The organism is Kitasatospora sp. NPDC036934, assembly GCF_055608425.1.
On the sequence record NZ_JBVJQR010000015.1, the window covers coordinates 1 to 22,975 of the forward strand.

The 22,975-nt window shown below is 73.3% G+C and carries 16 protein-coding genes; 9 read left to right on the forward strand and 7 right to left on the reverse strand.

Annotation, left to right across the window (positions count from 1 at the left end):
• Positions 1 to 347: 347 nt before the first annotated feature.
• From ACZ7BZ_RS23305 to trpS, 3 genes are all read right to left on the reverse strand, one after another.
• The gene (locus ACZ7BZ_RS23305; protein WP_380459822.1) at positions 348 to 1,022 is read right to left on the reverse strand and encodes a nucleoside/nucleotide kinase family protein; all 675 of its coding nucleotides are present in this window, start codon (positions 1,020 to 1,022) and stop codon (positions 348 to 350) included.
• Positions 1,023 to 1,094: 72 nt separating this feature from the next.
• The gene (locus ACZ7BZ_RS23310) at positions 1,095 to 2,063 is read right to left on the reverse strand and encodes a S66 peptidase family protein (protein WP_470359982.1); all 969 of its coding nucleotides are present in this window, start codon (positions 2,061 to 2,063) and stop codon (positions 1,095 to 1,097) included.
• A 145-nt stretch (positions 2,064 to 2,208) separates the two neighbouring features.
• Positions 2,209 to 3,303 (reverse strand): tryptophan--tRNA ligase, encoded by a 1,095-nt coding sequence (gene trpS, locus ACZ7BZ_RS23315; RefSeq protein ID WP_470359983.1) that lies wholly within the window; start codon positions 3,301 to 3,303, stop codon positions 2,209 to 2,211.
• A 350-nt stretch (positions 3,304 to 3,653) separates the two neighbouring features.
• Between trpS and ACZ7BZ_RS23320 the strand changes: the two genes are divergently transcribed.
• Complete coding sequence (locus ACZ7BZ_RS23320; protein WP_470359984.1) at positions 3,654 to 4,775, forward strand: ABC transporter substrate-binding protein; 1,122 nt, start codon at positions 3,654 to 3,656, stop codon at positions 4,773 to 4,775.
• 138 nt (positions 4,776 to 4,913) lie between these two features.
• Positions 4,914 to 6,233 (forward strand): DNA polymerase III subunit gamma/tau domain-containing protein, encoded by a 1,320-nt coding sequence (locus ACZ7BZ_RS23325; protein WP_470359985.1) that lies wholly within the window; start codon positions 4,914 to 4,916, stop codon positions 6,231 to 6,233.
• Positions 6,234 to 6,261: 28 nt separating this feature from the next.
• Here ACZ7BZ_RS23325 and ACZ7BZ_RS23330 read toward each other — a convergent pair whose 3' ends face one another.
• Positions 6,262 to 6,795 carry an NUDIX hydrolase gene (locus ACZ7BZ_RS23330; RefSeq protein ID WP_380459813.1) on the reverse strand — a complete coding sequence of 178 codons (534 nt, stop codon included), beginning with the start codon at positions 6,793 to 6,795 and terminating at the stop codon, positions 6,262 to 6,264.
• Between the two features lie 135 nt (positions 6,796 to 6,930).
• On the opposite strand from ACZ7BZ_RS23330, the gene ACZ7BZ_RS23335 reads away from it, so the two are divergent.
• A complete protein-coding gene (locus ACZ7BZ_RS23335) occupies positions 6,931 to 7,878 on the forward strand; it encodes an ATP-grasp domain-containing protein (protein ID WP_470359986.1) in 948 nt (315 codons plus the stop codon).
• Positions 7,879 to 8,000: 122 nt separating this feature from the next.
• Here the strand turns inward: ACZ7BZ_RS23335 and ACZ7BZ_RS23340 are convergent, their stop codons facing one another.
• Together ACZ7BZ_RS23340 and ACZ7BZ_RS23345 are read right to left on the reverse strand one after the other, a co-directional pair.
• On the reverse strand, positions 8,001 to 12,017 hold the full coding sequence (locus ACZ7BZ_RS23340; RefSeq protein ID WP_470359987.1) for an ABC transporter ATP-binding protein: 4,017 nt from the start codon (positions 12,015 to 12,017) through the stop codon (positions 8,001 to 8,003).
• 467 nt (positions 12,018 to 12,484) lie between these two features.
• Entirely contained in the window at positions 12,485 to 13,195 is a 711-nt protein-coding gene (locus ACZ7BZ_RS23345; protein WP_470359988.1) for an SACE_7040 family transcriptional regulator, read from the reverse strand.
• A 133-nt stretch (positions 13,196 to 13,328) separates the two neighbouring features.
• On the opposite strand from ACZ7BZ_RS23345, the gene ACZ7BZ_RS23350 reads away from it, so the two are divergent.
• The 4 genes from ACZ7BZ_RS23350 (at position 13,329) to ACZ7BZ_RS23365 (ending at position 19,923) form a co-directional block, all read left to right on the forward strand.
• Entirely contained in the window at positions 13,329 to 15,041 is a 1,713-nt protein-coding gene (locus ACZ7BZ_RS23350; RefSeq protein WP_470359989.1) for a carboxyl transferase domain-containing protein, read from the forward strand.
• Between the two features lie 143 nt (positions 15,042 to 15,184).
• Entirely contained in the window at positions 15,185 to 17,485 is a 2,301-nt protein-coding gene (locus ACZ7BZ_RS23355; RefSeq protein ID WP_470359990.1) for an acetyl/propionyl/methylcrotonyl-CoA carboxylase subunit alpha, read from the forward strand.
• Between the two features lie 101 nt (positions 17,486 to 17,586).
• Entirely contained in the window at positions 17,587 to 18,537 is a 951-nt protein-coding gene (locus ACZ7BZ_RS23360) for a hydroxymethylglutaryl-CoA lyase (RefSeq protein WP_470360127.1), read from the forward strand.
• 195 nt (positions 18,538 to 18,732) lie between these two features.
• Positions 18,733 to 19,923 (forward strand): acyl-CoA dehydrogenase family protein, encoded by a 1,191-nt coding sequence (locus ACZ7BZ_RS23365; RefSeq protein WP_470359991.1) that lies wholly within the window; start codon positions 18,733 to 18,735, stop codon positions 19,921 to 19,923.
• Between the two features lie 54 nt (positions 19,924 to 19,977).
• On the opposite strand, the gene ACZ7BZ_RS23370 is transcribed toward ACZ7BZ_RS23365, so the two are convergent.
• On the reverse strand, positions 19,978 to 20,523 hold the full coding sequence (locus ACZ7BZ_RS23370; RefSeq protein WP_470359992.1) for a universal stress protein: 546 nt from the start codon (positions 20,521 to 20,523) through the stop codon (positions 19,978 to 19,980).
• A gap of 258 nt (positions 20,524 to 20,781) precedes the next feature.
• Here ACZ7BZ_RS23370 and ACZ7BZ_RS23375 point away from each other — a divergent pair, with 258 nt between their 5' ends.
• Both ACZ7BZ_RS23375 and ACZ7BZ_RS23380 read left to right on the forward strand, forming a co-directional pair.
• Positions 20,782 to 21,192, forward strand: a complete 411-nt coding sequence (locus ACZ7BZ_RS23375; RefSeq protein WP_470359993.1) for a hypothetical protein — start codon at positions 20,782 to 20,784, stop codon at positions 21,190 to 21,192.
• A gap of 434 nt (positions 21,193 to 21,626) precedes the next feature.
• Positions 21,627 to 22,958 carry an HAD family hydrolase gene (locus ACZ7BZ_RS23380; protein ID WP_470359994.1) on the forward strand — a complete coding sequence of 444 codons (1,332 nt, stop codon included), beginning with the start codon at positions 21,627 to 21,629 and terminating at the stop codon, positions 22,956 to 22,958.
• Positions 22,959 to 22,975: the final 17 nt, after the last annotated feature.

A 22,975-nucleotide genomic window follows, 5' to 3' on the forward strand; every position in this document is an offset into this window, starting at 1 on the left:
GGAACGGACGCTTCCTTCGGACCGCCTTCCAGCGGGCCCTCCGGGCGCTTCGTTCTTTCGTGTTTCCAGCTTATCAGATGTTTTCCGCTCCGTTTCCGGGGCTTCGTTCATCCAACTCGCCGGCGTCTTCCGGGGCTTGACGCCCTGTCCGACGTTTCAAACTCTAGCCGATCCCCGCTCCGAAAAGCGAATCCAGCCGCAATCCGATAAAAAGCGCACGCCGAATAAGCACCAGGCCGCAACGCGAAAAGCGAAACGACCGGCACGAACCGGAAGTGGTGTTTCAAGGGATTGGCCGCTCCGGGACCGTCCGCGCCGATGCGTGTCCGGTGCTCCCTGCCGAGCGACTAGGAAACACTACCCCTCTCGGGTGCCTGGGGCAAACCCGTCCCGGGGACGGTCCGGGTGCAGAGCGCACGGCCCTGCTTCACGTACTCGCCGTTGGGGTGGTCGTTGCCGGTGACCCACCGCAGTGCGGTGGCCTCGTCGCGGCCGCCGTCGCGGTGGCGGCGGAGCAGGCGCTCCTCGCGGACGGTGTCGTCGGTGTCGACGTACCAGAGTTCGCGCAGCAGCCGGCGGGCGTCCGGCCAGGGGGCGTCGGTGGCGGCGAGGTAGTTGCCCTCGGTGATGACCAGGCGGGTGTGCGGGCGGACGACGTGGCGGGCGGCGACCGGTTCGTCCAGGGTGCGGTCGAAGTCGGGGACGTAGATGTCCTGGAAGCGGTCGGCGGCGACCCGCCGCAGCAGGGCGAGGTAGCCGTGGGCGTCGAAGGTGGCGGGGGCGCCCTTGCGGTGGGTCAGTCCGAGGCGGTCGAGCTGAGCGGCCGAGAGGTGGAAGCCGTCGAGCGGGAGGTAGGCGGCGGTGCCGGGGCCTTCGACACGTTCGACCGCGGCGACCAGGTGGCGGGCGAGGGTGGACTTGCCGGCCCCGGGCGGGCCGACAAGTCCGAGGATCGTACGGGCGTTGCTGCCCGGGCCACGGAGGAGTCCGAGGGCAAGGGCGATGAGGCGGTCCTCGTTCATGGCCGCACCCTACTCACTGGCACGGGCCCAACGACGGGCTCGTACACAGTCACCGCAGGCGCAGGCGCGGGCTCAGGCGTGGACGGTAAAGGGGACGAGCGCGGGCCGGTCCAGGGTGAGGGTGCCGGCGTCCGCGTCGAGTACCGCAGCGACGCCGAGCGGGACGGTCAGGGTGGAAGGGCAGTGGCCGAAGCCCAGTTCCCAGAGCACGGGCACGTCGAGCCTGCCGAGGCGGTCGAGCATCACGTCCCGGACCCGCTCGGGACGGCCACAGCCCTCCCAGGAGCCGAGGGCTATGCCGGCCACCCCGTCGAGGGCGCCGGAGCGGAGGAACTGGGTGAGCAGGCGGTCCAGCTGGTACGGGTGCTCGTTCACGTCCTCGAGGACCAGGATGCTGCCCGCGTAGGAGGGGCGGGCGGCGGGGGTGCCTCGCTCGGCCGCGAGGACGTGGACGCACCCTCCCGCGGTGACTCCGTGGGCGCGGCCGGGGACGAGCGCGCCGGCGGTGGGTGAGGTGAGGACGGTGGTGGCGGCGGGGTCGAAGAGGGTCCGGCGCAGGTGTTCGGCGGTGGGCCCGTCCTCGATGAAGGAGGAGGCGGCGGCCATCGGTCCGTAGAGGGTGGCGAGGCCGAGGCGCTGGGCGAAGGCCTCGTGCAGGGAACTGACGTCGCTGAAGCCGATGAAGGGCTTGGGGCGGGCGGCGCGCATCGCGGTCCAGTCGAGCAGGTCGACGATCCGGTGGACGCCGTAGCCGCCGCGGGCGCAGATGACGGCGTCGACGGCGGGGTCGAGCCAGGCCTCCTGGATGTCGGCGACACGGTCGGCGTCGGTGCCGGCCAGGTAGCCGAGGGTGGGGTGGGTGTCGAGGACGTGCGGGGCGACGGTGACGCGCAGGCCCCAGGAGCGGAGGAGTGCGCAGCCGGCGGTGAGCCGCGCGGGGTCGATCGGGCCGCTGGGAGCGACGACGGCGATGTGGTCGCCGGGGCGCAGTTGCGGCGGGCGGGTCAGTCCCTGGCCGGGCGTGGTGGGTTGCTGGTCCATGGACCGGGCCTTTCGGGGAAGGGGCGGGGCTGTGGGCGGCCTCGGGGAGTGGTCGAGGCCGCCCGGTGACGATATGCCCGCCACCCGACCGGCCGATGTCCGTGGACGGGCGGACCGCGCCGGTGGCGTACGGGTTGATGGCCCTTCAGAACGCGCCCATCACCTCCCGCACCTCGGCGAGGGTGGCGTCGGCGACGGCGTTGGCCCGCTCCGCGCCGGTACGGAGGACCTGGCGCAGGTGGCCGCGGTCGGCGGCGAGGTCGGCCCGGCGGGCACGCAGCGGGCGGAGGTGCTCGTTGACGGACTCGATGACGGTGCGCTTGAGGGCGGCCGCGCCGCCCTCGCCGATCTCCTCGGCGATCGCCTCCGGGGCGCGGTCCTGGCAGAGCCCGGCGAGCAGGACGAGGCCGGAGACCTCGGGGCGGGCGACCGGGTCGTAGGTGATGCGGCGATCGGCGTCGGTCTTCGCGCCGCGGATGATCCGGGCGGTCTCGTCCTCGTCGGCGCCGAGGGGGACGGCGTTGCCGCGGCTCTTGCTCATCTTGCCGCCGTCGGTGCCGAGCAGCATCGGGGCGTCGGAGAGCAGCGCCCGGGGGCGGGGGAAGACGGCGCTGCCGTCGGCGTGCGGATAGCGCTCGTTGAAGCGGCGGGCGACGGTGCGGGCGACTTCGAGGTGGGGCAGCTGGTCCTGGCCCACCGGGACGAGGTCGGCCTTGCAGAACAGGATGTCGGCGGCCTGGTGCACGGGATAGGTGAACATCAGTCCGTTGACGGCGGCCTGGCTGGAGTGGGCGATCTCGTCCTTGACGGTGGGGTTGCGGCTCAGTTCTGCGACGCTCACCAGGCTGAGGAAGGGCAGTAGCAGCTGGTTGAGGGCGGGGACTGCGCTGTGGGCGAAGACCGTGGCCCGGTCGGGGTCGAGGCCGGCGGCGAGGTAGTCGAGGACGAGATTCTCGGTGTGCTCGGCGAGCCGGTCGGCGATGTCGCGGTCGGTGATGACCTGGTAGTCGGCGACCAGGACGAACATCTCGACGCCCTGGTCCTGGAGCCGGACCCGGTTGCGCAGGGTGCCGAAGTAGTGGCCGAGGTGCAGCGGGCCGGTGGGGCGGTCTCCGGTGAGGACGCGGTGGGCGCCGGGGTCGGCGACCAGGTCGGCGGCCGTCAGCACGGCGGCGGTCGCGTCGGACCCGACGGTCGAGCAGGACGTGGTGGCGGTCGGGGCGGAGGTGGTGGCGGTCATCGGGTTTCTCCCTCGGTACGGCGGTGGTGGCGGCCGTCCGGGGCGCGGGGCCCGTCCCGTGGGGAAACGCGACAGGGCCGTCCATCCCGGACGGCCCTGGTCAGGCGAGTGTGGTGGCCGTCCTAGGACGGCCACCAGCACAGGCCCACGAAGCGCTTCATGGCTCCAACGATAGCGTCAGTCCTCCACCACCAGGGGATGGATGTCGCCAACTATTGGTGTTTTCAGGCACGGGCGATGACTTTCGGCTCCTCGGCGGACACCCCCGCACGGAGGGTGTCGCGGCAACAAGATAGGTTTGCCTCACCTAACTTTGACTTGCTTGATCCCGACCCGTGAAGGAGCGTCGCGTGGCCCCCGACTCCGACGGCCCGACCCCCGCCCGCCAGACCCCTACCCGGCGGACCCCCACCCGCCGCCGCTTCCTCACCGCCGGGGTGACCGGCGCCGCCGTGCTCGGCCTCGGCGGGCTCCTCAGCGCCTGCGGCAGCTCGGGCGGCTCCGCAAGCAGCGGCGGCGGTACCACGAAGCCGGGCGGCGGCTCGCCCGACCAGAAGTCGGTCAAGCAGGGCGGCGACGACTACGCCACCGTCATCGAGAAGATGAAGGACTTCGGCACCGACGCCGCCCCCGGCGTCTACCCGCGTACCGTCAAGCACGCCATGGGCGAGACCGTCATCCCGGCCAAGCCCACCCGGGTCGTGGTGCTGGACACCGGCGAACTCGACAACGTCGTCGCGCTCGGCATCCAGCCGGTCGGCGTCGTGCACACCGACGGCTCCAAGTCGCTGCCGTCCTACCTGAAGGACAAGGCCGGCAACCCGGCCGCCGTCGGCACCATCAACAGCCTCAACCTGGAGGCGATCGCCGCACTCAAGCCCGACCTGATCCTCGGCAGCCAGCTGCGCGCCCAGGACCAGTACGCCCAGCTGTCGAAGATCGCGCCGACCGTCTTCTCGCTGCGCCCCGGCTACCCCTGGAAGCAGAACTTCCTGCTCAACGCCAGCCCCTTCGGCCTGCAGGCCGAGGCCAAGGCGCAGCTCGACGCCTACCAGACGGCCGCCACCGCGATCGGCGCCGGTCTCGGCGGCAAGCGGCCCGCCATCACCCCGCTGCGCTTCATGCCGGGCCGAACCCGGCTCTACGCCGAACTCTCCTTCATCGGCACCATCCTCACCGATGTGCCGCTGCCGCAGCCCGCGATCGAGCAGGTCAGGGAACTCGCGGTGGAGGTCAGCCCGGAGCAGATCGACAAGGCCGACGCCGACTGGATCTTCTACGGCGTGTACGGGAGCCCCAGCTCCACCAACCAGGACGCGGTACTCGGGGGCGCACTCTGGAAGACGCTCGGCGCGGTCAAGTCCGGTCAGGCCCGGCCGGTTTCGGACGAGACCTGGTTCCTCGGGCTCGGCGTCATGGCGGCCAACGCGGTGCTCGCCGACCTCAAGGGCTTCGTCGCGCCCGGCAGTTGAGCCGATACGCCTGACAGGGAGCGCCGTCGGCCCTCCGGCGATCACTCCGTACTCGCGCGCACACGCCCGGGAATGACGCTTGGAGCTGGTCGCGCGGTGCGGGAGGATCATCGGGACCGTCCCCCGAAGGGCCCGCCGATGACCTCGCTCCACCCCACCTCCACCGACCTCATCTCCCCCGACCCCGACCCCGACCCCGACCCCGCCTCCACCGACCCGGCCCTGCCCGGACCGGCCGCGGGTGGCGCCGGTACCCCGCCCATGGGTGGCGCCAGTACTCCGCCCACGGCCGACGGGCCACCCGCCCCGGCGGGACCACCCGGACCGCTCGCCCCGGCGGTGCCGGTCTGCTCCCTCGCGACGGCGGCCGAAGGCACTCAGGCCCGCCACGACTCCGTGCCGCAGCCGCGCACCCCGGAGGACGTCGAGGCGCAGCTCCGCCACGCCGACGGCGACGCGACGGCCGCCGGGCTCCGAGCGACGCTCGCCGAGCGGCTGCGGATCGGGCGCGCGGAGGGGCGCTCGCTCGCCGAACTGGCGGCCTCGTGCCGGCGGCCGGTGGAGGAGGTGCGGGCGCTGCTCGGCGAGACCGCGGAGCAGGCCCCGGTCCTGACCGGGAGCGCTCCCGTCGAGCAGGCCGGGTCGGGGTTCCTCCGGCTCCAGCAGGCGGCGGCGCCGTCGGAGGCCAACCGGCCCGCACCGGCGCCGGGTTCGACGCGCGAGGAGATCCGGAGCCTCGCCTCGCGGCGGCCGTCACCCTCCCGTCGCCTGCGCCGGATGCACCCCCGGACCGACCGGACCGACCGGACCGGGCAGGAGGCGACCGCACGGGAGACGGCCGCGACCGACCCGACCGGGGTGCGGCCGCAGGGTGCCGGGAGGGTGGGTGAGCCGACCGGTGCAACGGGGGCGTCCGCCGAGCGCGCGCTCTTGGCGGACGCCGGGGCCGGGCCGGAGGGCCCGGCCGTCGCCCCGGAGTTCGGGGGCGGCACGGCATGGGCCGGCGCGTCCCGGGCCGATACGTCATGGCCGGGAATGCCCCGGCCCGACGCGTCGTGGCCCGGCCCGTCCGGGCCCGACACGTGCCGGGGTGAAGCACCGCTCGGCATCCTGATCGGCGGCAGCCCGGTCCAGCCGGAGGCCCTCGGCCGCCCCGAGGAGCGGACGCCAGTCCGGGTGGCGGCCGAACCGATCCGGGTCGGGCGCGGCACCAGCCTGGTCGTGCTGCCGTCCTGGCGTCCCGCCATCGCCGTCTCGGTGTCGACCGAACAACTGGTCACCGAGACCGGGCTCACCGTCGGGCAACTGGCCGACAACCAGCTGACGGTGCGGATGAACCCCTGGGCCCTGCACGACCGGGAGCTGGACCTGCACGGCTGGGAGCCCGGCCCGCCCAGGCAGAACGGCCAGAGCGGGCCGAACGGCCGGACGCCCCGCCGCGGCGGCGGGCGCGGTTAGAGCGGTCGGAGCAGTCGGCCGCTCGCGGTCAGGGCCGTCGGCGGGCGTTCGGGACGTAGCCGAGGTCGACGGGCACCGGAGGGCGCCCGTCGACCGCCCAGCCCGCCCGGACGGATTCCAGCAACTCCGGTAGCCGGGGCGGCCAGAGCGCGTCGGCGTGCTCGTCCGCGAGGTCGGCCTCGGTCCACCAGCGCCAGTCGAGGATCCGGTCCTGGGCGTGCACCGCGCTGACGTCACCGACCGGTCCGCGGTGCGGTCCGCTGGTGAGGAAGATGTGCTCGTGCTGGCGGACCGGGGTGCCGTGCCAGGTGAAGTCGTGCTCCCAGGTGCAGAGCAGCGGGCCCGGTTCGAGGTCGGTCCAGCCGGTCTCCTCCCACAGCTCACGCCGGGCGCCGATCAGCGGGGTCTCACCCGGTTCCAGTCCGCCACCGGGCATGGTCCAGTGGACGCCGACCTCGTCGTTGTCCGAACGGAGCAGGAACACCGAGCCGTTCCCGTCCAGGACCACCGTGCGGGCGGCCCGGCGGGGTACTCGGGTACGTGGTCGTAGCAGTCTTCGCATCGGGACACTCTGACAGCGCCGGGACCGGCCGTCGACCGGATTCACCGCCGCCGTCGCCCAGTTGGGCCGGCCACCGGGGGCGGACCACCGCCGGACCACAGCTGCGGGCGGCCCGCCGGCCTTACCCTGACCGCCATGCCCGTACCCTCGATCATCTTCCCCGCCGATCCGCTCAACCCGCGCCGGCCCGATCCGCACTTCGCCTGGGAGGCCCGGCTGCTCAGGGAGTTGGGCGGCGAGCACCATCTGGTCGACCACGACGCGCTGCTCGCCGGACACGCCGAGGAGGCCGTCCGGTGGGTGCCCCGGGGCGGCGGCCCGCTCTGGTACCGGGGCTGGATGCTCCCCTCCAGCCGGTACGCCGAGTTCGCCGCCGCGCTCACCGCCCGCGGCGGCAACCTGCTGACCAGCGCGCCCGGATACGCGGCGGCGCATGAACTTCCCGGCTGGTACGGGGTGTTCGACGGGGCGACGCCGCCCAGCGTGTGGATCCCGTCCGACGGGACGGCGGCGCCCACCCCGACGGAACTGGCCGAGGCCGTGGCCCGGCTCGGCGGCAGCGGGCCGGCGATCGTCAAGGACTACGTGAAGTCGCGCAAGCACGAGTGGCACGAGGCCTGCTACGTACCGGAGTTGGCGGACCTCGCGACCGTCGGCCGGGTGGTCGGGCGGTTCGTCGAACTGCAGGGCGAGTTCCTGGCCGGCGGAGTGGTGCTGCGGCGGTACGAGGAGTTCGAGCGCGCCGACGGACCGAACCGGAACGCCACCCCGACCGCGGCCGTCGCGGGCGCAGCCGTCGCGGGCGGCGACGGACGGGCCGTGGAGGCCCGGGTGTGGTGGCTGGACGGCCGGCCGATCCTGGTCGGGCCGCACCCGGACGCCCCGCACCAGCGCGTCGAGCCCGACCTCACCGACGTCCCGGCGCTGGTGCGAAGACTCGGCTGCCGCTTCGTCACCACCGACCTCGCCCGCCGGGCCGACGGCTCCGGCTGGCGAGTGGTGGAGGTCGGGGACGGCCAGGTGAGCGACCTGCCGCGCGGAGTCGATGCCTCGGGCCTGCTGGCCTCGCTGATCGCGGCCTGACGCGCGGCGTGCCTGCCCTCCCCCGGCCGGAGGGAGGGCAGGCACGCGGGCGGTCGGGTACGCCGGCTCGGGTCGACCGGCAGTCGGACCGGCGGTCGGGTCGGGCCGACGGCCGGGTCGGGTCAGCCGGTGGTGACCGGCTCGGCCGGGGCCGGGTGGCCGTCCGCGATGAACGCCTGCCAGAGCCGGGCGTACGTCCCGCCCAGAGCGAGCAGTTCGGTGTGGGTGCCGTCCTCGACCACCCGGCCGTGGTCGAGCACGACCACCCGGTCCGCGCGTTCGGCGGTGGTCAGGCGGTGGGCGATGACCAGGGTGGTGCGGCCCCCGCTGAGCCGGTCCGCGGCGTGGTTGACGGCGGCCTCGGTGGCCAGGTCGAGCGCGGCGGTGGCCTCGTCCAGCAGCAGGATGTCCGGGTCGACCAGTTCGGCCCGGGCCAGCGCGATCAGCTGGCGCTGGCCCGCCGAGAGGTTCCGGCCGCGGCCCGCGACCTCGTGGTCGTAGCCGTCGGACAGCCGGACGATCATGTCGTGCGCGCCGACCGCCCGGGCCGCCGCCTCCACCTCGGCCGCCGAGGCCTCCGGACGCCCGTACGCGATCGCCTCGCGGACCGTACCCGCGAACAGGTACGCCTCCTGCGGCACCACGCCCAGGCGGTGGCGGTACTCGGCCAGGTCGTAACGGGTGAGGTCCACGCCGTCCACCCGGACGGTGCCCGCGGTCGCGTCGTAGAACCGCGCGACCAGCTTGACCAGCGTCGACTTGCCCGCGCCGGTCTCGCCGACCAGTGCCACCGTCTGACCGGCGGGAATGCGCAGGTCGACGCCGCTCAACACCTCGGGCGCGCCGTCCGCGCCCCCGTTGTAGGCGAAGCCGACGCCCTCGAAGCTGATCTCCCCGCGCAGCCCCTTCGGCACCGGGACGGGGTCGGCCGACTCGGCGGTGGTGGTCGGGGTGCGCAGCAGCTCACGGATCCGGCCGAGGCCCACCGAGGCCTGCTGGTAGCCGTCGAACACCTGGGACAGCTGGTTGACCGGGGCGAAGAACAGGTCGATGTAGAGCAGGTACGCGACCAGCGCGCCGACCGTCAGCGTGCCCGCGTCCACCCTGGCGGCACCCACGATCAGCACCAGTGCGGCGGCCACGCTGGAGAGGAACTGCACGAACGGGAAGTACAGCGATATGTAGAACTGCGCCCGGACCCGGGCCTCGCGGTAGGCCATGCCGCGGGCCACGAAGCGATCGGTGTTGGTGTCCAGCCGGCGGAACGCCTGGACGATCCGCATGCCGGCCACGTTCTCCTGGAGGTCCGCGTTGACCGTGCTGATCAGGTCGCGGGAGCGCTCGTACTGGTCCTTGGACTTCTTCCGGAACACCAGGGTGGCGATCACCAGCAGCGGCAGCACGGCGAAGACCACCAGGGCCAGGCCGGCGTCGATGATCAGCAGGGCCGCGAAGATCCCGGCGAAGGTCAGCAGGCTGACCACCGCGGTGACCATGCCGGTCTGCAGGAAGGACGTCAGCGAGTCCAGGTCGGTGGTCATCCGGGTCATGATCCGGCCGGTCAACTCGCGCTCGTAGTAGTCCAGGCCGAGCCGGTTGAGGTGGGCGAAGATCTTGAGCCGGAGCGTGTACAGCACCCGCTCGCCGGTACGGCCGCTGACCCGGTTCTCGGCGCTCTGCACCAGCCAGTCCAGCAGCACGACCACGAGCGCGGTGATCGAGGCCACCGCCACGCCCGACATCAGGCCCTTGCGGACGCCCTCGTCGATGCCGTGCCGGATCAGCACCGGCAGCACCAGCCCGGCCGCCGCGTCGAGCGCGACCAGCAGGAGGGCGATCAGCAGCGGGACACGGAAGGGTCGCAGCAGCCGGCCCAGGCTGAAGTCGGGGTCACCGGCCTCGGCCTCGGCACGGGGGACGGCGGGGGCGTCGGTGGCCGGCGGGAGGGCGGCGACCTGGTCCAACAGCTCGGGGTCGGCGCCACGGGCCGCCCTGGCGAGGGCGGGGGTGGGGAGCACGGGGGCCGGTCGGCCGGGCTGCTCCGTCCGCTGCCGCGCACCGGGCGACTCCGGCCGATCGCCCTGGCCGGTGGCGGGCTCCACGGCGGGCTGGGGTTCGGCGGCCGACCCGGCTTCGGGGGCCGGCCCGGGTTCGGCGGCTTGCTGGGCTTCGGGGGTGCGTCCCGCTTCGGGGTCGGTGATCAGCGCCCGGTACTGGGGACATCGGGCTTCGAGTTCCTCGTGGGTGCCGAGGTCCAGCAGCCGCCCTTGGTCCAGGACGGCGATCCGGTCGGCGAGCTGGAGGGTCGAGCGGCGGTGGGCGATCAGCAGGGTGGTGCGGCCGGTCATCACCGAGCGCAGCGCGTCGTGGATCTCCGCCTCGACCTGCGGGTCGACGGCCGAGGTGGCGTCGTCCAACAGCAGGATCCGGGGATCGGTGAGGATCGCCCGGGCCAGGGCGATGCGCTGGCGCTGACCGCCGGAGAGGGTCAGCCCCTGCTCGCCGACCTTGGTCTCGTAGCCGTCCGGAAGCGCGCGGACGAACTCGTCGGCCTGGGCGGCGCGCGCGGCGGCGACGATCTGCTCGTCGGTGGCGTCCGGCCGGCCGTAGGCGATGTTGGTGCGGACCGACTCCGAGAACAGGAAGCTCTCCTCGGGAACGATGCCGACCGTCGCCCGCACCGAGTCCAGGGTGAGGTCGCGCAGGTCGTGGCCGTAGAGACGGACCGCGCCGGCCGCCGGGTCGTAGAAGCGGGGCACCAGCTGGGCCACCGTCGACTTGCCGGAGCCGGAGGCGCCCACCAGGGCCAGCGTCTCGCCGGGGGCCAGCTTCAGGCTGAGGCCGTGCAGGACGGGGGCCGGGTGCTCGGGGTCGTAGCGGAACTCGACCCGGTCGAACTCCAGGGCGACGTCGGGGGTACGGGGGCCGGCTGTGCCACCGTCCGCAGCGGTGCCCTCGTGCGTGAGGTCCAGGGTGCGCGCGTCCGGTCGTTCCTGGACCAGCGGACGCTCGTCGATCAGCTGCAGGACGCGCTCGACGCCCGCCCGGGCCTGCTGGCCGACCGTGATGACCATGGTCAGCATCCGCACCGGACCGGTCATCTGCGCGACGTACGTGGAGAAGGCGACGAACGTCCCCAGCGACACCTGCCCGTCGACGGCCAGCCAGCCGCCGAAGGCCAGCACCGCGACCTGGGCGAGAGCCGGGATCGCCTGCATCGCCGGGTTGTAGCGGGCGTTGAGGCGTATCGACCGGAGCCGGGCGGCGAACAGGTTGCGGGAGACCCGCTCCAGCTTGTCCTGTTCCTGCGCCTCCTGGCCGAAGCCCTTGACCACCCGGACGCCGCCGATCGCGCCGTCCACCACACCCGCGACGGCGGCCGCCTCCTGCTGGGCGGCCCAGGTGGCCGGGAACAGGCGCTTGCGGCTGCGCCCGCTGACCCACCACAGCGCTGGGGCCATGACCAGGGCGACCAGGGTCAGCGGCGGGGACAGCCAGACCATCACGACCAGCGACATCACGAACATCAGCAGGTAGCCGGTCATCATCGGCAGCATCGACAGCAGGCCGTTGATCAGCTGGAGGTCGGAGGTCGCACGGCCCACCACCTGGCCGGTGTCCAGGCGGTCCTGGCGATGACCGTCGAGCCGGCCGAGCGAGCGGAACAGGTCGCTGCGCATGTCGTGCTGGACGTCGAGGGCCAGTTGGCCGCCGTAGTAGCGACGGACCTGGGTACAGCCGAAGACCACCACGGCGGCGAGCAGCAGCGCCACCGCCCACGGGGTCAGCGAGCGGGTGTGGGCGACGATGACGTCATCGATGATCAGCTTGGTGACCAGCGGGACCAGCGCGGTGACGGCCATGCCGAGCAGCGAGGCGCCGAACGCGAGCAGCAGGCTGCGGCGGGACCGCCAGCTGTAGCCACCCAGGCGGCGCAGCCAGCTGTCGGCGGGCTCGGCCGTGCCCGCACTCGGAGTGGCGGGCGCGTCCGGGGTGGAGGTCGGGCCCGGGGTGGCCGTCGCGCCCGCGGTGGCGGTCGCGCCCGGCTCGGGGCGTGCGTCGGCGGCCTGCGGGCCACCGGCGGGGGTCGCCTGGTCGGGGCCGGGGGCCGGTGGGCCGCTCGGGGATTGCTCCACCATGGATCCGTGAGTCTCGGGCATATTTAGGGATGCTAACCATTTCATCGGGTGGGCGCCATGTTTTTCCGGCCGCGAGGGGCGGCCGGGACTGATTCCGGGGCGGCCCTGATCGTCAGGTCCGGCGGATTGGGCAACAGCCTGCGGCCTGCGGTGATTCCCGCTCGAACACAGCTGCGACCCAAAGCCTCTTGCCACCCCCCAAGAGTCGCCGACCCACCCGGCCTGCGCCCAGCAGCCCGGGGCGGGCGGGAGCCGTCCTTTGGACCTAGGGCCGCGGACGGTGCCGGACCGGGCAGCTTCGGACTTCGGCGCCTCGGGGCCTTGGGGCCTCGGGGCCTTGGGGCTCCAAGGCCTTGGGGCTCCAAGGCCTTGGGGCTCCAAGGCCTTGGGGCTCCAAGGCTTTGGGGCTCCGAGGCTTTGGGGCTCCGAGGCTTCAGGCCAGCCCGGACCCCGGGCAGGCTCAGGCCTCAGGCAGGCTCGGACATCGGGTCGACGTCGGCCTCGACAGCCTCGTCAACCTCCACGGCTTCAACGGCCTCCACTGCCTCCACGGCGGAGTCCGCAGCAGCCGCGAAGGCGCCGTGGGCGAGGGTGTGCAGCAGCGCGGCCATGCCGTCGCGCTGCAGACCGACCCGCTCACCCTGAGCCGGGTTCGGGCCGAGGCTGTGCGGGGTCGAGTTGATCAGGCCGAAGACCGCGTGCACGGTGGCTCGCGCCACCGGCTCGGCAGCGGGGACGGCGAGCGACGGGTGGGCCTGCCGGACCACGTCCACCCACAGCTCCACATAGCCACGCTGGAGCCGACGGACGGTGCGACGGTCCTCCTCCTTGAGGTTCAGCAGCTCACGATCGTGCAGGGTGATCAGGTCGCGGTCGTTCAGGGCGAAGTCGACGTGGCCGCTGATTAGCGCGTCCAACGCGGCGGTCGGGCCGTCACCACCGCCCGCCCGGCGGCGCCCCTCCTCCAGCAGGCGCTCGCTGATGCCGATCAGCAGATCGGCGAGCATCGCGTCCTTGCCGGCGAAGTGGCGGTAGAGGCCGGGCCCGCTGATGCCGACGGCCTTGCCGATCTCGTCCACGCCCACGCCGAGGAAGCCCCGGGCGGCGAACAGTCGCGCGGCCTCCCGGCGGATCTGGTCGCGGCGTGGGATCGCGGAGACTGCGGGGACGTTCGGCATGCCGTCCATCGTAGACAGTCGGGTTATCGACCGTTAACCTGGGCGGGTAAGTTAACGTTAATTAACGTGGGGATCGCGGGCGCACCGCACTCGGCCCCGCCACCTGCTGCCGAGGGCAAGGGAGCTCTTGGGAATGGTCATCTCAACCACCGGCGCACCCTCCGGTGCCCGGGTCAGCGCAGCGAACGGCGCCCCGGCGGCACCGGCTGCCGCAACACCGGGAGCCGCCGCTCCGGCGCCCCGGCTCAGCACTTCCGCCGACCCTGGCTCCGCGGCCTACCGGGCCAACACCGAGGCGCACCAGGCACTGGTAGCCGAACTGCGGGCGAAGCTCGACGCGGCCGCCCTCGGCGGGGGTGCCAAGGCGCGCGCCCGGCACACTTCGCGCGGCAAGCTCCTCCCCCGCGACCGGGTGGACACCCTGCTCGACCCGGCCTCGCCCTTCCTGGAGCTGGCCCCGCTGGCAGCCGACGGGATGTACGACGGCGCGGCGCCCGCGGCCGGGGTGATCGCCGGCATCGGCCGGGTCGCCGGCCGCGAGGTGGTGGTGGTCGCCAACGACGCCACCGTCAAGGGCGGCACCTACTACCCGATGACGGTGAAGAAGCACCTGCGCGCCCAGGAGGTCGCGCTGGAGAACCGCCTCCCCTGCATCTACCTGGTGGACTCCGGCGGCGCCTTCCTCCCGATGCAGGACGAGGTCTTCCCGGACCGCGACCACTTCGGCCGGATCTTCTACAACCAGGCCCGGCTCTCGGCCGCGGGCATCCCGCAGATCGCCGCCGTGCTCGGCTCCTGCACGGCCGGCGGCGCGTACGTCCCGGCGATGAGCGACCAGGCGGTGATCGTCCGCAACCAGGGCACGATCTTCCTGGGCGGACCGCCGCTGGTGAAGGCCGCCACCGGAGAGGTGGTCACCGCCGAGGAGCTGGGTGGCGGCGAGCTGCACTCCCGCACCTCGGGTGTGACGGACCACCTGGCCGAGGACGACGCCCACGCCCTCTCCATCGTCCGCACCATCGTGTCCGAGCTGGGCCCGCGCGCGGCCAAGCCGTGGCCGCTCACCCCGGTCGAGCCACCGGCAGTCGACCCGGCCGGCCTGTACGGTGCCGTCCCGGTCGACCCGCGCACGCCCTACGACGTGCGCGAGGTGATCGCCCGGCTGGTCGACGGCAGCCGCTTCGCCGAGTTCAAGGCCGAGTACGGCGCGACCCTGGTCACCGGGTTCGCCCGGATCCACGGCCACCCGGTCGGCATCGTGGCCAACAACGGCGTGCTGTTCTCCGAATCTGCCGTCAAGGGCGCCCACTTCATCGAACTGTGCGACCAGCGCGGCATCCCCCTCCTCTTCCTGCAGAACATCACCGGGTTCATGGTCGGCCGGCAGTACGAGGCCGGCGGTATCGCCAAGCACGGCGCCAAGATGGTCAACGCCGTCGCCTGCACCAGGGTCCCGAAGCTGACCGTGGTGGTCGGCGGCTCGTACGGAGCCGGCAACTACTCGATGTGCGGCCGGGCTTACTCACCTCGCTTCCTGTGGATGTGGCCGGGCGCCAAGATCTCCGTGATGGGCGGCGAGCAGGCGGCCTCGGTGCTGGCCACCGTCCGCCGCGACCAGCTGGAAACGCGCGGCGAGGAGTGGCTCGCCGAGGCGGAGGAGGACTTCAAGCGCCCGGTCCGCGAGCAGTACGAACGCCAGGGCAACGCCTACTACGCCACCGCCCGGCTCTGGGACGACGGCGTGATCGACCCGATGGACACCCGCACCGTGGTCGGCCTCGCCCTCACCGCCTGCGCCAACGCCCCGCTGGCGCCGCCCGCCCCCTACGGCGTCTTCCGCATGTGATCCCTCCTCGTGTCACCCCTGCGTCCGTGACCCCTCCCTTCCGGGTGTGACTCCCCGGGTCGCCGGCCCACCCGGGTCGGCGACCCGACCACCCACCGCCACCTCCTTCTTACGGCTCCCCTCGACCCGGAGGAACGCCTCCCATGTTCGACACAGTTCTGGTCGCCAACCGCGGCGAGATCGCGCTGCGGGTCATCCGCACCCTGCGGCGGCTCGGCGTCCGCTCGGTCGCCGTGTTCAGCGACGCGGACGCCGACGCACCGCACGTCCGCGAGGCCGATGTCGCGGTCCGGCTCGGCCCGGCCGACCGCAGCGACAGCTCGGCGGCCGAGACATACCTGCGCACCGACCAGATCCTCGCCGCCGCCCGCCGCACCGGCGCCCAGGCCGTCCACCCCGGCTACGGCTTCCTCGCCGAGAACCCCGGCTTCGCCCGCGCCTGCGCCGACGCGGGCCTCGTCTTCATCGGACCACCTCCCGGTGCGGTCGAGCTGATGGGCGACAAGATCAACGCCAAGGAGGCCGTCCGGGCCGCCGGCGTACCGGTGGTGCCCGGCAGCCAGGCCACCGCGCCCTCCGACGAGGACCTCGTCGCCGCCGCCGACGAGATCGGCTACCCCGTCCTGCTCAAGCCCTCCGCCGGTGGTGGCGGCAAGGGCATGCGCCTGGTGCGGGACCCGGCCGAGCTGCCCACCGAGATCGCCGCCGCCCGCCGCGTCGCCCGGACCGCCTTCGGCGACGACACCCTGCTGCTGGAGCGCTGGGTCGACCGGCCGCGCCACATCGAGGTGCAGGTGCTGGCCGACGCCCACGGCACCACCGTCCACCTCGGCGAGCGCGAGTGCAGCCTCCAGCGCCGCCACCAGAAACTGATCGAAGAGGCTCCCTCCGTTCTCCTCAATGCCGAGACCCGTGCCGCGATGGGCGCCGCGGCCGTCCGGGCCGCCGACTCCTGCGGTTACACCGGGGCCGGCACCGTGGAGTTCATCGTCCCCGGCATCGACCCGGACGCCCCCGCCTCCGCCGCCGACGGGGTGCGTGACTTCTTCTTCATGGAGATGAACACCCGCCTCCAGGTCGAGCACCCGGTCACCGAACTCGCCGTCGCCGTCGGCCCGGACGCGGCCCGACTGGACCTGGTCGAGTGGCAACTGCGCGTCGCCGCGGGCGAATCGCTCACCTTCACCCAGTCCGACATCTCCTTCCTGGGCCACGCCATCGAGGCCCGCATCTGCGCCGAGGACCCGGAACGGGACTTCCTGCCCACCGGCGGTCGCATCCTCACCCTGGACGAGCCCCGGGGCGAGGGCATCCGCGTCGACTCCGGGGTCACCACCGGAACCGTCGTGACCAGCGCCTACGACCCCATGCTCGCGAAGGTCATCGCGTACGGGCCCGACCGCCCGACCGCGCTGCGCCGGCTCCGCGCCGCGCTGGCCGACACCCGCATCCTGGGTGTCACCACCAACACCGGCTTCCTGCGGCGACTGCTCGCCCACCCCGACGTCGTCACCGGCCGACTGGACACCGGCCTGGTGGAACAGACGGCCCAGCAACAGCCGGCCCTGCTCGTCGCGCCCCACTCCCCGTCGAACGCGGCAGCACCGGCAGCGGCACCGTCGACCCCAACGGCGTCGACCCCGGCACCGTCGACCGCAGCGCCGTCGGACGCGGCCACCCCGGCCGGAAGCGACGCCCCGGCGGCCGAACCTCCGTCACCTGCCCACCTCCTCTACTTCGCGGCCGCGTTGGCGCGGCACCTGGAACTCACCCCGGCCGCCGACCCCGGCGGCTGGACCGACCCGTTCTCCTTCCCCTCCGGCTGGCGCCTGGGCGGCACCCCCGCCTGGACCACCCACCGACTCCGTACCCCCGGCCAGGATCCGGTCTCGGTGCGCATTCGTCCGATCACTGCGGGCAACGTAATCGGTGCCACCGACAATTCCCCCGAACCCACCCGCGAGGTGGAGCTCCAGCTGGACGCCGGACCCGTGCACCGCGCCCGCGCGACCCTGGCGGCCGATCGGCTGCACCTGACCGTCGACGGCCTGCGGACCGCCTTCGCGCTGGCCACCGACGCCACCCCCGGCCTCGCGGCCGGCCCGGTGACCTGGCTCGGCATCGAGGGCGATGCCTGGCCGATGCACGCCTACGACCCGGTCGTCGAAAGCGCCGCCGGCGCCGCGGCGCACCACGGCGCACTGACCGCCCCGATGCCCGGCACCGTCACGGTCGTCAAGACCACGGCGGGCGAGACGGTCCGCAAGGGCCAGCCCCTGCTCGTGCTGGAGGCCATGAAGATGGAACACGTGATCGCCGCGCCGCACGACGGCGTGGTGGCCGAGCTGCGGGCCACCGCCGGCGCCACCGTCGCGATGGAGGACCTGCTGGTCGTGGTCACCCCGACCGACGAGGCCACCGAGCCCGCGGAGGTGCGGTCGTGACCACCCCGGACACTGCCGCTCAGGGCCCCACTGCTCAGGACCCCACCAGCCGGGACACCACTGCCCAGGGGAACGCCACCCGCGAGCCCGACGCCCTCGACCTGGGGTTGCCCGACCCGGTGCGCGCCCCCGGGCTGCCGGAGGAGGTCCGGATCCACGAGGTCGGGCCGCGCGACGGGCTGCAGAACGAGGGCTCCCTGGTACCCGTCGAAATCAAGGCCGAATTCATCGGCCGACTCGCCGCCGCCGGGCTGCGAACCGTCGAGGCGACGAGCTTCGTTCACCCGAAATGGGTACCCCAGCTCGCCGACGCCGAGGAGCTGGTGCTCCGACTGGCCGACCTGCCCGGACGTCACCCCGGTCTGCGGCTGCCGGTGCTGGTGCCCAACGAGCGCGGCCTCGACCGCGCGCTCGCCCACCACGCCACCGACATCGCGGTGTTCGCCAGCGCCACCGAGACCTTCGCCCGGCGCAACCTCAACCGCTCGGCGGACGAGGTCATGGCGATGTTCCGGCCGGTCGTCACCCGGGCGGCCGAGGCCGGCGTCACCGTCCGCGGCTACCTCTCGATGTGCTTCGGCGACCCGTGGGAGGGGCCCGTCCCGATCGACCAGGTAGTCCGGTACGGCGTCCAACTGCTGGAGATGGGCTGCGCCGAGCTGAGCCTCGGCGACACCATCGGTGTGGCCACCCCCGGCCAGGTCGGCGCCCTGCTGGCCGGTTTCGCGCAGGCCGGCGTGCCGGTCGAGCGGCTCGCCGTGCACTTCCACGACACCTACGGCCAGGCGCTCAGCAACACACTGGCCGCGCTGCGCGAGGGCGTCACCACGGTGGACGCCTCGGCCGGCGGCCTGGGCGGCTGCCCGTACGCGAAGAGCGCGACGGGCAACCTGGCCACCGAGGACCTGGTGTGGATGCTGCACGGGCTCGGCATCCGGACCGGTGTCGACCTGCGCTCGCTGGTCGCGACCAGCGGCTGGATGGCCGAGCACCTCGGCCGCCCGAGCCCCTCCCGCACCGTCCAGGCGCTGCTCGGCGCCGCCCGGGGCTGACCCCGCCCCGCCCGACTCCCCGGTGCCGGCCGCCCGTTCGGTCCGGCCGGCGCCGCGGTACCGCGGTCATTCACTTCCACCGCATTCGTCCGCGCTCATCCGTCAACCACACCGTGCGACCGTCACACCCTCAGACGGCCGCCGTTCATCCCGCTCACGCCCGCGGCCAGCCCGGCCGGGCACCAGGAGGATCAGATGCTCGACCACCGGCTCAGCAGCGAGTACGAGGAACTGCGGCGCACCGTCGCCGAGTTCGCCCAGGACGTGGTGGCCCCGAAGATCGGCGAGTTCTACGAGCGGGAGGAGTTCCCCTACGAAATCGTCCGCGAGATGGGGCGGATGGGCCTGTTCGGCCTGCCCTTCCCGGAGGAGTACGGCGGCATGGGCGGCGACTACTTCGCCCTCGGTCTCGCCCTGGAGGAACTCGCCCGCGTGGACTCCTCGGTGGCGATCACCCTGGAGGCCGCCGTCTCGCTCGGCGCGATGCCGATCTACCGGTTCGGCACCGAGGAGCAGAAGCGCGAGTGGCTGCCCCGGCTGACCTCCGGCGAACTCCTCGGCGCCTTCGGCCTCACCGAGCCGGAGGGCGGCTCGGACGCGGGGGCCACCCGCACCACCGCGCGGTACGACGAGACCACCGACGAGTGGGTCATCAACGGGACGAAGTGCTTCATCACCAACTCCGGCACGGACGTCACCGGCCTGGTCACCGTCACCGCGCTCACCGAACCGCTCGCTCGTTCGAGTGAAGAAGGAGAATTCCGCTCGCCTGTACGGGAGATCTCCTCCATCATCGTGCCCACCGGGACCCCGGGGTTCCAGGTCTCGAAGAAGTACTCGAAGGTCGGGTGGAACGCATCCGACACCCGCGAACTGTCCTTTACCGACTGCCGTGTTCCCGCGGCCAACCTGCTGGGCGAACGTGGCCGAGGCTACGCCCAGTTCCTGCGGATCCTCGACGAGGGCCGCATCGCGATCGCGGCCCTGGCCACCGGCCTGGCCCAGGGCTGCGTCGACGAGTCCGTCAAGTACGCCGGCACCCGCCGGGCCTTCGGCCGCCCGATCGGTGCCAACCAGGCCATCCAGTTCAAGCTCGCCGACATGGAGCTGCGCGCCCACACCTCCCGCCTGGCCTGGCGGGACGCCGCTTCCCGGCTGCTGCACGGCGAACCGTTCAAGAAGGAGGCCGCGATCGCGAAGCTGTACTCGTCCGAGGCCGCCGTCGACAACGCCCGCGAGGCGACCCAGATCCACGGCGGGTACGGCTTCATGAACGAGTTCCCGGTCGCCCGCTTCTGGCGCGACTGCAAGATTCTCGAGATCGGGGAGGGCACGTCCGAAGTCCAGCGCATGCTCATCGCCCGGCAGCTCGGCGTCACGTCGTAGCGGTCGGACGCTAGGAACAACAGGCAAGGCGACCGCGGGAGTTCGCGGGAGGCCTCAGGGAATCACGATCACCGGGCGGTTGGCCCGCCGCGCCAGCCGCCCGGAGACCGAGCCGAAGATCTTGCCGAGCAGGCCGTGCGTCGTGCCGACGACGATCGCGTCGGCGGCGTACTCACGGCCGACCTCCTCGATCTCGTGGCAGATGTCGCCGCCCCGCTCGATCAGGATCCACGGTACCCCCGCGAGGAAGTCCGCACAGGCGAGTTCAAGCCCCAGGACCTCCGTGCGGTGGTCCGGGAGATCGACGAAGACGGGAGGCTCACAACCCGCCCAGACGGTGGCGGGCAGGCGGTTGGCGACGTGCACGATCACCAGGCCGCACTGCGAACGGCGGGCCATGCCGACGGCGTAGGCGAGGGCGCGCTCGCTCGACAGCGAGCCGTCGAAGCCGACCACCACGCCGTGCTGGAACACCGGGTCGTGGGAACGGCCGGGCGACTCGTCCGCCGACGGGCCGGTCTGCCCACCAACCGGGCCGGAAGCCGTGCCGGGACGCTCGGAGCCGGGGCCGGGGCCGGGGCCGGGACGGCCGCCCGTCACCGGTGGCTCCACCGGGTCGGCCGGGCGCCCGTCACGTCGCTCGCGCGGCCCCGGGCGGTCGCGCCGGGCGAGGCTGCCGCGGCGGAGGCTGCGCAAGGCGCGTGCCAGGCCCTGCAATTCGGGCCGTTCAGGGCTCGCGACCGCGGGCCGGGCCACGTCGACGGTACCGTGGCGCCGGTCATCCGGTTCACCGGTCCGCTCTCCAGGACGCTCACTGCTCCCCTCGCCGACCGGCCGGAGGCGGCCCGGGGACTCGGCGTGCGGATCGGCACCACGGTAGGCACCACGGTCGGCGCCGGCTTCGGCTCGGCCACCGGCGTCAACGCCACCGCCGGCACGGCCTTCGGCGCGCGCACCAGGCCGGTCAGCTGCGCGACCGCCGACGCACTTCTCAGCACGTCCGTCGGCGCGCTCGTCGAGACGCCCGTCGGCACGCCCGTCGAGCTGTCCGTCGGCGCGCCCGCCGAGCTGCTCACCGCGTTGCCCGTCGGCCGGGTCGGGGCCGGTACGGACGTCGTCTCTCTGGGGCCCTGCGTCCGCACTGCGGGGCGCATCCGGTTCGACCGGTCGGGAGAACTCAAAACCAGCCATGGCTCACGGCTCTTCAATGGAGAGGGGCCGACAGGAGAGGACAACGCTGCCCGGGCGACAGGCCCGCCCACGGGATGACGTCGGTCTGCGCCGCGCAGCACCGTATGTGACCTGTTCCTTTCAGAGTACGACGAGGACGGGGCCCAGCCCAGCGGCGAAGCCCCGGAGCGACGTTGTTCCCGCGAAAGGAGGATGCGCCCGCCGTGGCAGTGCGCCCTGCCCGCAGGCGATCGCGCCCCCTCCAGAACGGAGGTTCTAAGGAGCTTGACTGAGCGGACCGGGCGGCGCAACAGGCCCGTGGGACACCGTGACCGGACTGTCATGGATTGGCGACGATCCGTTGCCGGGCGTCGCGAATCGTCACGCCCCGCGAGCCCCGACCTGCTCTCGGACCCGTCCGGGCCCGCCCCGTCCATCGGGTGTCCGGGCCCTTTCAGCCACTTCGTACGGCTTCGCGACGCGGTCTGGCATTTGCCAGGTGCATAGGCGCGGCCACTGGCACCATGCTCGGCATGCCCCTGCTCCTGTTCGACCTCGACAACACGCTGCTCCCCCGGGACGCCGCTTTCCGGGCCTGGGCGCAGGACTTCCTGTCCGAACACCACCTGCCGCCCGGCGACCTGGACTGGTTCGTCACCCTCGACGGCGGCGGCTACGTGCCGCGCAGCACCGTACTGTCCGCCGTCCGGCGCCGCTACGGTCTGGACGCCTCCGTCGAGTTCCTGCTCGCGCACTTCCGACGCGGCATCAACTCGCACATCCACTGCCCGGCCCGGAACATCGAGGCGCTGCGGGCGGCGCGGGCGGCCGGGTGGACGCTCGGGATCGTCTCCAACGGCGGCACCCGGCCGCAGTTGGAGAAGATCCGGCGGACCGGACTGGGGCCACTGGTCGACGGCTGGGTGATCTCGGAGGAGGCCGACTGCGTCAAGCCGGATCCGCTGATCTTCGAGATAGCCGCCCGGCGGTGCGGCATCCGACCGGTCGGGGACTGGACGGCGCACACCTGGATGGTCGGGGACCACGCGCCCGCCGACATCGCCGGCGCCGAACTGGCCGGGCTGCGCAGCGTCTGGCTGCACCACGGCCGGCCGTGGGCGGAGAACGGCTACCGGCCCACGCTGAAGGCGGCCGGTCTGCCGGAGGCCGTCGGTCTGGTGCTGGCCGCGCGCACCGCACCCTCGGCCCGGTCGAGCCTCCGGTCGGACATCCGGCCTGGCGTGCGGCCCGGCGTGCGACCGGAAGTGCGGCTGGGCGTGCGCCCAGGGGTCCGCGCGGGCGATCCGGGCCAGCGCCCGGCGGCCGGGGCACCGGTACTCGCGACGGCGCTGATCGGCGCACGCCCCGGCGTACGTCCGACGGTGACCGCCCCGGAGGGCCCGAATGCGCCCGCTCCCGTGAACACCGGGACGGCCTTCGCCCCAGCGGGCGGGGCGGCGTCCGGAGTCGGGTCCGGTGTCCGAAACCGATCAGGCGGGTTTGCTGCGATCGCCGACGGCCTCCAGGGCGCGGGGGTGCGGAGCGGGCCGAGGGTCGCGGCGGGTGAGGGCACGCGTCCGGGCGGCGGGGCGGATCCGGGCGCGAACGTCGAGCGGGCGGTCGCGCTGGCCCGGCCAACTCCCCTCCGTAAGGCGGCCGGTGGGGGCGAAGGTGCTGGTGGGACTGGTGGTGCGGGTGGGACCAAGCCTGCTCGGACGGTGTTCGCCGCGGCGCCGGTCACTGCGGCAACGACCGTGACGGCGCTGGCCGTTGCGACGCCGGCCAGTGCGGCACCGACCGCCGGGGCGCTGCTCGCCATCGCCCCGATCGGCTCCGTGGCCGCCGCGGCGGCGGTCGGCCGGTAGCACCGGGCCCCCGAGCG

Coding starts and splice junctions, on each gene's coding strand:
- ACZ7BZ_RS23305 (WP_380459822.1), bottom strand. CDS start 1,022: ATGAACGAGGACCGCCTCATCGCCCTTGCCCTCGGACTCCTCCGTGGC.
- ACZ7BZ_RS23310 (WP_470359982.1), bottom strand. CDS start 2,063: ATGGACCAGCAACCCACCACGCCCGGCCAGGGACTGACCCGCCCGCCG.
- trpS (WP_470359983.1), bottom strand. CDS start 3,303: ATGACCGCCACCACCTCCGCCCCGACCGCCACCACGTCCTGCTCGACC.
- ACZ7BZ_RS23325 (WP_470359985.1), top strand. CDS start 4,914: ATGACCTCGCTCCACCCCACCTCCACCGACCTCATCTCCCCCGACCCC.
- ACZ7BZ_RS23330 (WP_380459813.1), bottom strand. CDS start 6,795: ATGCGAAGACTGCTACGACCACGTACCCGAGTACCCCGCCGGGCCGCC.
- ACZ7BZ_RS23335 (WP_470359986.1), top strand. CDS start 6,931: ATGCCCGTACCCTCGATCATCTTCCCCGCCGATCCGCTCAACCCGCGC.
- ACZ7BZ_RS23340 (WP_470359987.1), bottom strand. CDS start 12,017: ATGGTGGAGCAATCCCCGAGCGGCCCACCGGCCCCCGGCCCCGACCAG.
- ACZ7BZ_RS23345 (WP_470359988.1), bottom strand. CDS start 13,195: ATGCCGAACGTCCCCGCAGTCTCCGCGATCCCACGCCGCGACCAGATC.
- ACZ7BZ_RS23350 (WP_470359989.1), top strand. CDS start 13,329: ATGGTCATCTCAACCACCGGCGCACCCTCCGGTGCCCGGGTCAGCGCA.
- ACZ7BZ_RS23355 (WP_470359990.1), top strand. CDS start 15,185: ATGTTCGACACAGTTCTGGTCGCCAACCGCGGCGAGATCGCGCTGCGG.
- ACZ7BZ_RS23365 (WP_470359991.1), top strand. CDS start 18,733: ATGCTCGACCACCGGCTCAGCAGCGAGTACGAGGAACTGCGGCGCACC.
- ACZ7BZ_RS23380 (WP_470359994.1), top strand. CDS start 21,627: ATGCCCCTGCTCCTGTTCGACCTCGACAACACGCTGCTCCCCCGGGAC.